9 protein-coding genes and 1 pseudogene are annotated in these 13,579 nt (G+C 48.6%); 6 read left to right on the plus strand and 4 right to left on the minus strand.

Features of this window, described 5'->3' with window-relative positions; all coding sequences use genetic code 11:
• Positions 1-149: 149 nt before the first annotated feature.
• From KKQ10_RS02355 to KKQ10_RS02375, 5 genes are all read left to right on the plus strand, one after another.
• Positions 150-467 carry a helix-turn-helix domain-containing protein gene (locus KKQ10_RS02355; protein ID WP_046043284.1) on the plus strand — a complete coding sequence of 106 codons (318 nt, stop codon included), beginning with the start codon at positions 150-152 and terminating at the stop codon, positions 465-467.
• Positions 460-1,746 carry a type II toxin-antitoxin system HipA family toxin gene (locus KKQ10_RS02360; RefSeq protein WP_215500049.1) on the plus strand — a complete coding sequence of 429 codons (1,287 nt, stop codon included), beginning with the start codon at positions 460-462 and terminating at the stop codon, positions 1,744-1,746. Before KKQ10_RS02355 ends, KKQ10_RS02360 begins: the two co-directional genes overlap by 8 nt.
• 379 nt (positions 1,747-2,125) lie before the next feature.
• Positions 2,126-3,721, plus strand: coding sequence for a hypothetical protein (locus KKQ10_RS02365; RefSeq protein ID WP_215500050.1), 1,596 nt, complete (start codon positions 2,126-2,128; stop codon positions 3,719-3,721).
• 34 nt (positions 3,722-3,755) lie between these two features.
• Positions 3,756-4,493 (plus strand): hypothetical protein, encoded by a 738-nt coding sequence (locus tag KKQ10_RS02370; RefSeq protein ID WP_215500051.1) that lies wholly within the window; start codon positions 3,756-3,758, stop codon positions 4,491-4,493.
• 99 nt (positions 4,494-4,592) lie between these two features.
• A complete protein-coding gene (locus KKQ10_RS02375; protein ID WP_215500052.1) occupies positions 4,593-5,318 on the plus strand; it encodes a hypothetical protein in 726 nt (241 codons plus the stop codon).
• Positions 5,319-6,003: 685 nt separating this feature from the next.
• Here KKQ10_RS02375 and KKQ10_RS02380 read toward each other — a convergent pair.
• The 4 genes from KKQ10_RS02380 to KKQ10_RS02395 are packed head-to-tail and all read right to left on the minus strand — an operon-like array spanning position 6,004 to position 11,771.
• Entirely contained in the window at positions 6,004-7,221 is a 1,218-nt protein-coding gene (locus KKQ10_RS02380) for an MFS transporter (RefSeq protein ID WP_166674989.1), read from the minus strand.
• The gene (locus KKQ10_RS02385) at positions 7,208-8,785 is read right to left on the minus strand and encodes a carbamoyltransferase C-terminal domain-containing protein (protein ID WP_215500053.1); all 1,578 of its coding nucleotides are present in this window, start codon (positions 8,783-8,785) and stop codon (positions 7,208-7,210) included. Before KKQ10_RS02385 ends, KKQ10_RS02380 begins: the two co-directional genes overlap by 14 nt.
• On the minus strand, positions 8,785-10,641 hold the full coding sequence (locus KKQ10_RS02390; RefSeq protein WP_215500054.1) for a class I SAM-dependent methyltransferase: 1,857 nt from the start codon (positions 10,639-10,641) through the stop codon (positions 8,785-8,787). Before KKQ10_RS02390 ends, KKQ10_RS02385 begins: the two co-directional genes overlap by 1 nt.
• Positions 10,642-10,652: 11 nt before the next feature.
• Positions 10,653-11,771: a SagB family peptide dehydrogenase gene (locus KKQ10_RS02395; protein WP_215500055.1), complete on the minus strand. Its 1,119-nt coding sequence runs from the start codon at positions 11,769-11,771 to the stop codon at positions 10,653-10,655.
• Between the two features lie 521 nt (positions 11,772-12,292).
• Between KKQ10_RS02395 and KKQ10_RS02400 the strand changes: the two are divergent.
• A pseudogene (locus KKQ10_RS02400) lies at positions 12,293-12,454 on the plus strand (IS5/IS1182 family transposase); the annotation flags it as partial.
• Positions 12,455-13,579: the final 1,125 nt, after the last annotated feature.

Consider the following 13,579-nt stretch of genomic DNA (forward strand, 5'->3'; position numbering starts at 1 on the left):
GTTATGTTAGATAAATCCAGTAAATTGTGGCTAAGGCTAGAAACTAAGCGATAAGACGCAGGATTAGGGAATTAAGCAGCTTGATAGGGCTGGGCGTTAATTCTATAATTTTGGGAACTAACTGGCGCAGAATGGGCTTGATACACACTATGTTGGATTTAAGCTTCAGCAAGCCGAGCGAGGTCGTCAAGCGCCTCTGCGATCGTTTGCGCACAGAGCGCTTGGCGCTGGACATGACACAAGCCGACTTGGCCGGACGTGCCGGCATCGGCACCAACACCGTGTCCAACCTTGAAGCCGGGCGCAATGTCGGGTTCGAGAACGTGGTCCGGGTGGCGATGGCCCTTGGCCGAACCAAGGAACTCGAAGGCCTGTTCCTGCCAAAGCTGGAAAGCATCGAGGATATTCGGCGCTACGAAAACAGCGCCAATCGTCTCCGTACAAAGAGGAAGTCCGGCAATGCTTGAGCAGGTGAACGTCTTCTACGAGGGCTGGGGTGAGCGATGGCAATGGGGCACGCTAGTCTCCACGACCGCCCTGACCGGTCGCCCACTGATCGTGTTCGAGTACAGCAATGAAGCCAGGCAAAGGGGCTTGGAACTGTCCTCCTACACGCTGCCGCTGGAGGGGGCTCAGTTGCGCCGAGATTTTCCAGACCACCAACTGCACTTGCCAGGGCCTGTTTACGACTCGCTGCCGGATGGGTGGGGGATGTTGCTGATGGACCGTATGTTCAGGCGCCGCGGGCTCACCACGGCGCGCATCGGTTCACTGGAACGGCTGGCCTACGTCGGTAGCAATGCGATGGGGGCCATGACGTTTGAGCCCGTGGCACCCGAAGGGCAGGAGTCTGAAGTCCACATCCCGCTGGAACAGCTTGCCGCCGAAGTGCAGGAAGTACTACGTGGAGACGGTGGCGAGTTCTTGCAGGCGTTGCTGCTGGTGGGCGGCTCGCCTCAAGGTGCGAGGCCTAAGGCCCTCGTCTATCGCGATCCCGAAACTGGCGGATTTACCACGGCCGTCACACCGGGCTTTGAAGCATGGTTGATTAAATTCCCGGCCAAAGAAGAACATGCCGAGGTGTGCGCTATCGAAATGGTCTACGCCGAGTGCCTGCGCATGTGCGGTATCGAGACCCCTGACACGCAGTACTTCAGTCTGCCTGATGGGTTGGCAGCGTTTGCCAGTAAGCGATTTGACCGCCGGGATGGTCTGCGCGTACCCATGCAAAGCCTCGCTGCCTTTACGGGGGCAAATTACCGGTCTCCGGGGGTGTTGGACTACGTCAACTTCTTGCGGGCAACACAGATGTGTACCAACGACGTGCGAGAGATGGCGGTGGCCTTCGAACGTGCTGTCTTCAATGTTGCGTTCAACAACAGAGACGATCATCCCAAAAACTTTGCCTACATCATGTCGCAAGACGGTCAGTGGAGACTGTCGCCGGCTTACGACGTGACCTTCTGCGAGGGGCCAGGTGGATATCACCAGTTGGATGTGATGGGGGAAGCCCTGGCGATTTCCCGCTCGCAAATGCTTCGGCTTGCCGACGAAGCCGAGGTGCCCCCGGACGTTGCAGGCAGAATGATTGACGGCATTTGTGATGTGGCGGGCCGGTTTGCAACCATCGCCGAGAGCCTATACCCACAGGTTATTACTCGAGACACCTTGCGCACGATCCAGGGCCGCATCGATCAGAACGTAGCTCGGTTACACCACGGTCACGCGAGCAGCGGTCGCCGTTGAAGATGGGAAGGAGTGGGCGATTCTCATGTGTGCCCCCAATGTAGCAATCCACTGGAAGGGAATGGATCTCCAAAGTCTATGAAAAGGCAGAAATGATCAGATGAACAGCCTGCCCGACAACGCCTAAAGACTCTCAGGGTCCCCAAAAAACATTCTGACTGGGTTCTCGGGCGGTGGTTTCAGGCTGAAAAAAAACTGGTGATGTCCCCATTTTTGCCCCCAATGAAATTGAAGGCTTGCGCGGCCCCGAGTAGAAGCTAGGCCCAGGGCCTGATTACCGACACGGCGCACACTGCAGTTGATTGCTCATCATATGGTGGTTGAGCGGCGTGATCATCTCCCACGAGTGCGAGCTTTCCAAATCGCAAAAGAAGCATTTATGGATTTTTCGCCGCCTGAGGACGCGACTTGGTTTGAGTTGTTACGCCGCAACGGGTTGTTGCGCGTCGATCCTCTGCCTCATACCGAGGATGGCGATACTGATGCGCCTGTGACCGAAATTGTCAGGTTCAGTTTTCAGCGTTTCCAAGACCATCTTATGGCAGAAGTCTTGCTGAAAGAGGTCGATGACATTCGCGATGCGTTGGCAACCGGTGTGCTGGCATTTATACACCAGAGTGGCAAAGTGGACTCGATGTGGATGGGACTGGTTGAAGCACTTTGCATCCAGGTTCCAGAGCGTTTCAATAGGGAGTTTCTGGACGCCTTGCCCGCCCAGCCGAAAAAGTGGCGGCCCATCGGGGAACTTGAGCGCTTGTTTGTGGAGAGCTTGAGGTGGCGCAGCAGTGAGGCTTTCAGCGAGCGCACGCATGCGTTGTTCGACAGCGTGCTGTTACGTGATGAAGAGGCCTTCGATGTCGTGATCGAGCTGGCCGTGGTTTCTGATCACCCATGGAATGCGCGAGCACTGCACACGATGCTGATGTGCCAAAGCCTTGTCGATAGGGATACGAGTTGGTCGGTTCACATCAACAGGTGCTCCACTCAGGCGGGGAGTGCACTGGACAAACTCTACAAGTGGTGTCTTCTGGAACAAGGCGACCATACCGACCGTGAAGTCCAGTACCTGTGCAGTATCGTGTTGACCTGGATGTTTACCTCTAGCAACCGCCTGGTCCGGGATTTTGCCACCAAGGCCTTGGTTTCACTGCTGATTGCCCGGCAGGATTTGTACAAAACCTTGTGCGAGGCTTTTTCGGGGTTAGACGATATGTATGTGTGGGAACGCCTGCATGCAGCGGCCTATGGCGCCTGCTGCAATGATCCGAATCCTGCCCGCTTGCGAGGCTTTGCCACCACCGCCTACCTACATGTATTCGATACAGACGACGTTCCCTTGTCCCTGCTTCTGCGCGATTACGCACGGCGAATGGTTGAATTGGCAGTGACGGCTTCCTGCTTGGACACGGCCGTCGATCCAGGAAAATGCCAACCCCCTTATCAATCTGCACCACCACAGCTGAACGTGACGCAGGCGATGCTTGACCAATCCGTCGCACATGCAGGTCACAATGAAATAGAGGCTGCTTGCATGGGCACTTTCGCCAGCCACGAAATAAAGCCCACGGTCGAGAATTTCTTGAATACACGCATTAAATCAGGCTGTTCGGCTACGGATCATTCTCTATCGTCTGTGATAAACCATGAGGAGGCACAGCGCTGGATTGCAAAGCGGGCGTACGACCTGGGTTGGTCCGTAGAGAAATTCCCGCCGGAGGAATCCCAGGATTTGGATTATCCAGGGGGCAGGCCTGTTGTTGAGCGGATCGCAGAAAAATATCAATGGATGGCCCTAAACGAGTTACTTTGCCGGTTGGCGGATAACCATGAGCTGAATGTCTATCCGAAGCCTAGGGCGTACTTCACACCATCGGACATTGGCTTCCAGCGCGATATCGATCCGACTTTGCTCAGTACCGATGCTGACGACAGCCATAATGATGACTGGGTGTTCATTCCCCCCCCTGGTCTTTGAACACGACGAAGAACAGGACCTGATGGAGTGGCCTGTGCGGGACAATCCTGCCGACCTGCTCCCGCAACTGGTGAGCCGCACCGATCCGGATGGCAAGGAGTGGTGGGTAATGCATGAGTGGCGAGCACTCTCCAACCTTGACAACAACTACGATGTGTTCCAACAGGGTTTGCGCCAGCAGGAGTTTCGTCGAATTTTGCCGGTTATTGTTAAACAGAAAGACAGTGCTCGCTTCATCAAGCTTTTGTGCCTTCAAGGTGCATTGAATATCTCAAACTGGCGGGCGCCCACCTATACCAGCACGACGTATTTTCGAGAGGCGCCCTGTCCTCAACAGCATTGGTTGATTCACAAGTTTCCTACCGGCAAACCGGTTGAGTACGCATTGCCAACCTACGGCTTCCATTGGGAATATGAACTCGACCTTTCCATTGCACATGGCGTCAATGCACAGCTGCCCGCGGCGTGGCTGACCCGGGAACTGGCGCTTGTACCACTGCTTAATGATCACCGTCGGTATGTCGATCCTTCGGGCGAAGCGCGGTTTTTAAATGGCCACCGCTACGGGGGCGACAATTACGCACTGTGCGATAAGGCATTTTTCCAGGAGTACCTGGCCCGCAATGAACTTCAGTGTCTGTGGATTTTCAGCGGTGAGAGGTCCGTATGGCCAGAGGGTGAAGAGCATTGCACGGCGAAGCGGCGTTTCGAAGGTATCTTTGGGTACAAAAAAGGCGGACAGCCGACATGCAGCATTTGGTATCTCGATTGAAGGTGGAGGGCCGGCGCATTGGGGGCTTGTTTTCTATAGAGTCAGCGTTTGCCAGCATAGAGTGATGGCCTACTTAGTATTGGAATGGAGTCGTTGTAAATGACAAACAAAGAGTTTGTGCTGGAGGTGATTCGCATTATTCGGGGTAATCCCGTGTATAAAATAGCCATGGCGCTATTGGCCTCGGGCGCTGCAGTGATCGGCGCGGCCCCCTGGTGGAATAACCTGCTCACCCCTGTTGTTGCCAAGTACTTCAATGTCAAAATCTCCGATCCATCTACGTCGATAGGTTTGGGATTAATTGCCTTGGCTGTGATCCTGACGCTGATCAATATGCGGCATATCCACAATCTTGAGACGCTTAAGGTCAGCAGCAATCCGCTAAGCGAAGAGGTTCAGAGAAATCATAGCGACGACGCATTCTTTCGCTTCCGGGCTGAGGCTGAAAAAAGTGCTTTAAGTATTCTTCGTCGACTGATAGACAAACATTTCGGCATTCACGTGGCCGATCCGGTACTGGCGCCTATAGGCACTCAGGTTAGATACGGTGACGAACAAGCGGTCTTTCAGTACGTGGATACGATTGTGGTCGGGCCACTTCCTCATCAAGTCAAGCTGGATTTCTTCACTTTGCTTGGAGACTCAACGGGGCAGCCACTTGCTTACAAATTTATACGGATTTACGAAGCCCTTGTCGTGGAGGCAGAACGTAAATCCAAAACACAGCTTGTGAATGGCACTCCACTATCTCAGGCCTTCTACAACATTACTCATTCTTCTATGCAACCACTACGTAAGCAGGCTTATTGGGAAGCCTATGTATAGCAAGCCCTTCCAATTTAGGATGCGCTTGCTGCAATTGGTGTAACGGCCTTCGGCCCGTTGGGTATAAAGCCTAGACGAGCCTACGCTGCTGGAATGGTGCTTAGGCGTTCGAAGATTGGCTAGAAAAGCAAAATCGTCAGGCCATTGCTGATCAACTGATCGGCCAGGTATTGGTCCATGCTCCGTTGAGCTCAAAAGAAGAGGCATGACCTGATGAGGTCGTGCGTAGTGTCATTGAGTCATTGGCATCCGCGAAGATTGAGCGTGGCGTCAGCATCGAAAGGATAATATGCGGGGTGTATTCAGTAAGCAGATCGGGGAGGGCGGTGAACAAAGAGCGTGCCCTGGCCCGTCAACCTCGTGAGTGGGCAGATGCGTCCTCGGAGTTTGTACGCACCAGCGCAATGCTTCAGCGTATTGCCCAATCTTGGGTTGCCGACGCCGAGCTTGCAGACGCGGCGGCACAGCAGCATATGTTGCGCTTTTGAAAGCGGGGGGAGTTGTCATGGCCGAGTCATTTTCTCACGGGAGCTGCGGCGCAACTACATCGCTCTGAATCGTGTCCTTAGCGGTAGCCGGTTGAGGCCTTGTCATTGAACACGCTAATCTGAACTTTGCGGTTGTCAATTTGCCGCTAGACCTAATACCTGTTCCTCTGACACCTCAAATTTTTAAAATATAAACATCAAGCCTCTAAGGTCCTATCGATTACAGCCTGTGCATACTTGAGATGGAGAGCAAGCCCAATTACAATTGCAGATAAACCCGCGATCATAAAAACCGTTTCAATCGAAGTTATACGTCCAACAAAACCTCCGATGACAGGCCCACCAATTAACAGAGTCAGCGTCAGGCTCCGTGCGCTAGATGAGATAAACCCGAGATGAGACGGGGAGCAACTTTTTTGCAAGGTAACCGCGAACGCCATGGATGTGAGGCTGTAGGCGATGCCTGACAAAAAGAATACCGCTATAAATAATACAAGTGCGAAAGGTAACTGCAAGATCGCGACCACACCTGAAAACATGATGCAAACGCCATAAATCATCAATGAAATAGTAGAACATAGTAAAGCCTTTGAAGGGTAAAGATATTTGAAAGCGAAGCCGGCACTGACCCCGCCAAGTGCAGTGGCACTAACCACTATACCAAATGCAGATGGACCTAGCGATAATGTCTTAAGCAGTGTTCCTAACATTGAGTCGTAAAAACCAAGCACCCCAGACTGGGCTAGTGAGCACAATAAAAAAAGTTGGGTCGAAGGCCCCGATGCATAAAGCTTCCGTATAGCAGCTAGACTGCCAAGAGTTCTTTCTGTGGCTGTATGAGTTTTAAGCGTTTTACCATGTAGGCGCCAGAGAGCAATGCTGAAGATTAGTCCTGCCAGCGAAAATAAAGCAGAAAATAAGAAACCACTAGACTTGTCCGATAGCGATGCGACGACGCCCGCCACCAAGGGAGAGCAAACTTTAATAAATTGATCAACCACAGTAATGAATGCAGTGTTTTTTGGAATGTCGCTATCGTCAAGTAATTTACGAGTGAGAACAATTTCTGAAGCTGCGGATCCTAAATTAGACAACCCTTTAAAGAACACTAACAACAGAAAAATATCTTCTGTTGAGGCTACAAATAACAGGCAGGACGCTGCACACCTTAATGTAAAGCTTATAGGTATAAATTGAAACAAATTTACCTTATCTATCATTCTGCCGAATACTGGCCCCAATATTAAAGGTGGTATTCCGTACATGGCGGCTGCTAACCCAATTTTCTCGGTGCTAGAGTGAAAACCAAAGGTAAGCACTGAAAAAATAAGAATGAAATCGATCCATAGCGCGATTGAAGTGCTAAACCGCACGCCGCATAGGCACCAGTAGCCTTTGACTTTAGGTAGATTCACAGTCTTGGAACTCCTCAGATCTCGCTGTATACATTACATCGTTTACGACAAAGCGGTTGATTGATTTATTCGCGCAGAACTCTTCAAGATCAGAGAGTCTGTTGATAAAACCTTTACCCTTCTCATTAAGGGATGTGTTGCAGAGCACCCCAATCCCCGTTTGCTTTTTGAACTCGCACAATAGTTGATAGAGAGTTACATTATCCTGATGTGATACAGTTTGAACCCGCGCGGTGCCATCAATGTGAGTCACCGCTTGCAGGTCGGGATTGATTACGCGAAAAAACTCCAGCATGAATTTACTTTCAATACATCCTTCAAAGTGCAGAGAGGCATCTTCTTGGAGGCAAACCGGTGCAACTGGACGAAATTTTTCCCGCTGTTTAATTCTATTGATTTTTTCTGCTGTTTCCTTATCGAAAGGTGCAGCGAGCATTGAGCGATTTCCCAAAGCACGAGGGCCTATCTCACATCGTCCTTGCACCCAGCAAATAACCTCACCGTTTAAAAGCAGACGACATATTTCTCTAAAGTCTAACTTTGACATGCTGAATTTTGTGATTTCAGTGTCAAAGACAAAGTTCTGCCCTGAATAAACTGACCAATCAACTGCTACCTTTCCTGTAATTTTTTTTTGGGCTATCGCGCTGGCACCTATACCGACACCTGTATCATTAGTGCACGGTGGTATAAAGACATCACTAAACAATCCAGAGTTTCGCCAATTAGTGTTCCACTCGCAATTCAACCCACATCCGCCGGATATAACCAAAGGGTGCATCGTTGTTACATGATGCGTAACTTTATCCAAGAAAATTTCAAATAAGCGGTCGCTGAGCATTTTCGCAAAGTCACAAAACTCTGTAGACTCTACGCCTATATTGTACAAAGGGCTGGACAATAGATCTTTTTTATCAAGTGTCGTGATAGCAGACTCACAACTTAGAATATAATCTAGAGCGTACTGTTGTGCAGTTGTAGGTTTTTTTTTGCGCCCATAGCCAGTGAGCGCCATCATTTTCCCGGCGTCACCTAGGCGCGCATACCCCGGTCGTAAATTGAAAGACGGATCGGCAAGCCCGTATGCAAAAGCATATCTCAACCCCGGGCTTTCTAGTATTTTTTCCAGCAATGTTATGTTTAGATTAGAATCGATGAAATAAAAATTCCCTATGTACCCTTCCCACAGCAACACGTAACAACTATCCGTATCTGCCCACTTTGACATTGCGTATGAGGACACAATGTGTGACACCTCATGAGAGCACTCTACCCATGTAAAGTTTTTTCCTGGAGTGCTGAGTGTTTTCTCTGCTACATTTAACCCTAGATAGCCACCATCTATTGGATAGCCTGTTGGATGTAGGCCTTCTGCCCAGCCGCTGACTGCAATGCAGTCCGAATTCATAAATCCTTGCAGTGAATGTGTCACAGCGGCAGTTAGTGAAGTCGAAGAATATCTGGCGCCATTATCTTTTTCGTTCTCATAACTATAAATGAGCTTGCCATCTTTTATTGAGCATATATGCCCATCATGACCAATATTGAATCCTAATATTTCCACTAACTACTCCTCTTTGGTCTCAGCCAAAATATATACATATTCCCAAACATTGAAGGGATTTCCTCTTCTGTTTTGGACCACCAATCAAAATTTATTTCTAGATTCTCGGCCGTGGAATCAAACTTTATAAAGTGCTCATCCCCCGCGAATGTGCTGGTTTGAAAACCGGCAAATTCGCAATCAAGTTCTGCACAAATCTCTTTAATTTCAGATATGCAGTATCCGCGCTCTCTGGGGTGAAATAACAGGTCGTTACATGAGTACCTGTCAAAAAAATCATGTGAACTCGTAATACTTTCCAAGCCAAAAATTTCGGAGTTGTCGATGGCTACAGTACGAACAGACTCAATGCTTTCGCTATTAAATTTTATCTGTTTCTCCATGCATATCTGGGCTAGTCGTCGAATTGGTCTTCTGGCGAGCGAGCTATAAAGGCCGACCTTAAGGACCCCTTGGGGGGTGAGATGACTTAGGAGCGAGCGTAATGCTAAAAACTCATCTTTCATATGATGGAGAACACCGACACACTCAATTAGTCGAAAATTCAAGCCTATGTTTTGAATTTTTGAAAGATCACCCAAAATAAAGCTAAGATTTGTGATCCGAAACTCCACTTTCTTGATATTTGCAAATTCGATACTTGCAAGGCTTATGTCTAACCCAACAACCCTACATTTGGGATATGTTAGCGCAGCTCTAATTGCCTGCTGACCTGTACCACACCCAGCGATCAATATATAATCAGTGGTTTCTCCTGCTATTCCCCCCTGATTATTGATCACAAGTGATTTAAGGTCCTCATCGAGATCGGCGACAGAGTATGTTGGCTTTTCAGACCACTGGGGATATGGATTTTCGGTATAAAAGCTTGCACACACATGATCAGGGTTTGCTGATTCCAATTTAAAAATAATACCAGAGTTATCCCAATAGCTCGGCCAGGGACATGTCTTGCCCCATTTGCGATTTTGGATTTTAGATATAGGCGCTTCATACATTGCAAGTATCGAACAAGTTATTTTCACAAAGCTGTCGTCGATTACTTTTGTTTCTAGAGCGCTTCTCAATTCGCTCAATAAACTTTCCTCTATCTCTTCGACCCCCCATATTGCACCACTACGACTTTGTTGCTGGGCTATTAAGTTGATCAGTCGGTTATCGGCAGCCGAAAGTATTTGTTCCGAAAAAGCTGTTAGATACGCTTTGCGCATTTTCCGCAGAGCCATCTCTACCTGGATATTTCTTACAGCAAACCCAGAAAGGAAAAAATCTATACTTTTCTCCTCTACCAATTGGTTTGATATGTTTGAAGTTTTAAATGGGTTTGCAATATTGAAAATTTTTTTTATTTTTCGGCCTAGGTTATCAAAATAAATGTCGGCAATAATTTGCCTGTCCAGATTATCTACCAACAAAAGGGGACCTAAAAGGTCAGTAATTTCTTCGTCGTAATCATTTAGTTTGACCTTTCTTAAGCTTTCTAAACAGGCGAAAGCAATTTCGTGGAATGGAAATTTTTCTGATTTAGACGCTTTACTATAGGCCCAGATCGCCAGGTTGGATTTTCCTGAGGCTTCTGCACAATCTGCAAGACTCTTGTAAAGAAACATTGCCGTTTCATCGTCGAAACAGTGCTCGTCAATTGCTGCGCGGTATAATGAGATTGCCTTTGTTATACTCCCATTTTTTTCATGCAGCTTCGCAAAATTATGTAGGGCTTTTATATTTTGTGGGTCATGGGCTAAGGAAGCTTTGTAACATGAGAGCGCCTCATCGAAGTTTGCATCCTGCAAAAATGTATCTGCTTTTTTTCTTAATGCCTCAGAGCTTTCACTAGAAGAATATGCCATACCCATCTATGCCCCCATCAGGCACGCAAACTTGCAAGTGCTAGTTCGATTCCCGGATTAACCGGATCTGGTGCTCCATGCCCAGCAGCCAGGACGAAAATGGTATGTTCCTTATGAGAATCTATTCTCAGTTGCTGGTTCAAAAGATCATCAATAAAAAAACCTGTGAGCCAAGTGTTTAAACCATGCGCTGTCGTAACGAGATTAAAAGTCTGGGATAGATGCCCTACATCCATAAGTGCTGAACGATAAGCTCTCGAATGTGGGTATTTCCACCACAGCTTGTCGAAGCGAGATGTCAAAATTACAAGTAAACCAGCATCTAGAGCGAAGTCTTGGTAGCACAGCGCTTTGTCGAGTGGTATCGTCAGGTCGGTACTGAGTAAAGTAAGCTTATGCTGGTGCGATCTATAGTGGTAAACTCCGGCTGCCAACCCCTCGACGTTTTGCACAATGATATAAGCCTCTGTGGCCTGAAGGCTACCGGCGCTTGGCGAAGACCTCCGGTAGCCAACTGTAACTAATCCCCTTTGCTCCATTTCGTCTTTCCTTAAGTCTCCATGTATCTTTCCAAACGTCATATACAAAATATTTGCGACGGCTTGTAGGGAGATTGGATCTTTGACGAACTTTCGACTCGTAGAACGAGCCCGCAACGTTTTCTCTAGGGTTTCTGAGCGAAATGCCTGACCATCGTAGGGCGGCAACTCTATTAGTTCACCTTCTCGCTCAATCTCGATTTCAGGAATATTTGGAAATATGCTTTCGCAATAATCCAAATACCCTATTTCCCGCTTGGTCGTATCATTTATTACACCGTCATCCATCGTTATATGTTTACTGCCCAAATGAAAAATCCTTGAGATCTGATCCCACCCCCAATTTCCATTGCTTTGTAAATTGCGCTCGTAGTTGCGGGCATCTTCATTAATTAGAATTAATCCAGCTTCGTATAATCCAACGTCCTCACTTTTTGAAAAATCCAACAAGTCCGGCCTACTCACCAGTTCGAAAATCCTTGCCCAGTAAGATCTCTCATAAATTTCGTATTGTTCTCCAGAGATTAAATTCCAAAGTCCAATTTTTTCTGATGAAACCGTGATAATAATATCTTGATTGACGACTGCTTCTATCATTTCGATTCCCTTCAGAAATAATTTAAGTATTGGTAATAAGTGTAATTAAATAGCAGGCGGGAAAGATCCCGCCTGCCAACTTTAGGTGACAAATCTATCAATATTTCAGGGTTAATCCAGGAGTTGGGTCAACTGTTTTTTTGGAGCAAGGAGATGTTGGTATGCATCGTTGGAAAGCGCAGTTAGCCGAGTTTGCAGATTTGCTTTACGCATAAAATCGTCCCTCTTAGCGTGATTAATTCGAAGCCTGCTGACTTCGAAGATAATGTTTAATTTTTTTTGTAACAGGTCAATACCGTTTTTTGTCAGTTGCGCTCTCATGTGGTGCTTAAAACTGTTTATTACATAGCACCAAACTGGGGCTTGTGATTCAATTTTCGTATAATCAAGTAGTTACGAGGTCTTGCATGATTCATTTTCGAGCATGAAATTTTAAGAAATTTTCAATACAAGCCAGAAACGCGGGTTCGAATGATGACATACCGCCGATGCCCTATAGCTCCGCTTGGCTCGGCGATAGGAAGCGTTCAGAGCATGGGACAGTAGTCGAAGGAGTGCAGATCCGACTTGAGGATGTTCCGGGGAAGATGAAGGGGCGCCGGCAGACGGTGGAGCATCCCTTTGGCACGCTCAAATTCTGGATGGGAAGTACCCACTTTCAGACCAAAACCCTGCCGAGGGTATGGAAGCACGAGCCGTTGGACCCTGAGAATTCAAAGACAGGCTACGAAATTGAGCATATGAAGGGATCTGCTAGCGTCAAATGACTCATCGTCGGCAGGGAGTATCTTATGGACGCGCAGGGACAGGTTCGTACGTGGCTGCTAGAGCAATCGGACTGGCTTCAGGAGGCTGCTGACAGGCTACTGAAGCATGGAAATCTCACGCAGAATGACATTTCACAGATTGCATCCCAGCTAAAAACACCAGCAGGCCAAGCGATCTCCAAACACCGGACTTTTGATGAGCTAACACATGCCCCTGCTGGCTCAGTACTCCGCTTGCAAAGCATTGCGCCATCACAATGGCTCGAACCCCCCTGGAGTCAGTATGTAAACACATACTTGACGAAGCTGGGACAAGCGACCATGAGGCGACTCCCGACCTGAACTAGCTCTACAAGGAAGCAGCTGCGCTTCTAAATCTCACGAAAGCGCAGCATGAAGAGGTTGTGTTGCCCATCCTGATGGATGAAGGTGAAGATGGATTCATAGCGAAAAATGCTAATGCATTCGAAATCACGGGGTATGGGCGAGACGCGTTACCGGAATACGTGGGCGTCTGGGCGTGGGGTGATTTGGAGATTCAAGAGTGCTGCCCGTTTTGTGGATGCTTTTGCGGTATGCATTACCAAGACGCTTCCGGCATGTACCACTGCATCAATTGCGATGTGCTCACAGACTTTTCGGATATCTCGCGGGAAGATTGTGATTGATCCTCGCGCTTCGAACTTTCTCGATCATGGCCGTGAAATTTGAAGGCGCTGCCGCGGATCGGTGGCCCATTGAAGAAACGCGAGATTGGGTATTCGTGGCGGGGGGGGGGGGGGGGGGGATCAACGTCTAAGCCGTCCGGCAATTCACCTACCCGACCCCGGCCATAAGAGCGAGAGGGTAATTCACCATACGCTTACACCGGTTCCTCATCGTGTTGGTCTTCGTCACGTTTGGTCATGCCGCTATGTTCGGGGGGAGGATCGTATCGTGTCTCTGCACCGGGCCGGCAGTATTTCATAGGGGCCAGAAGATAGTAATCGACACGCTGATGTAATCGGATAGCGCTCGACGGCGGTTTGCGACCAGTAGCGT

This window comes from Pseudomonas sp. MG-9 (genome assembly GCF_018729515.1).
Classification (GTDB): domain Bacteria; phylum Pseudomonadota; class Gammaproteobacteria; order Pseudomonadales; family Pseudomonadaceae; genus Aquipseudomonas; species Aquipseudomonas serboccidentalis.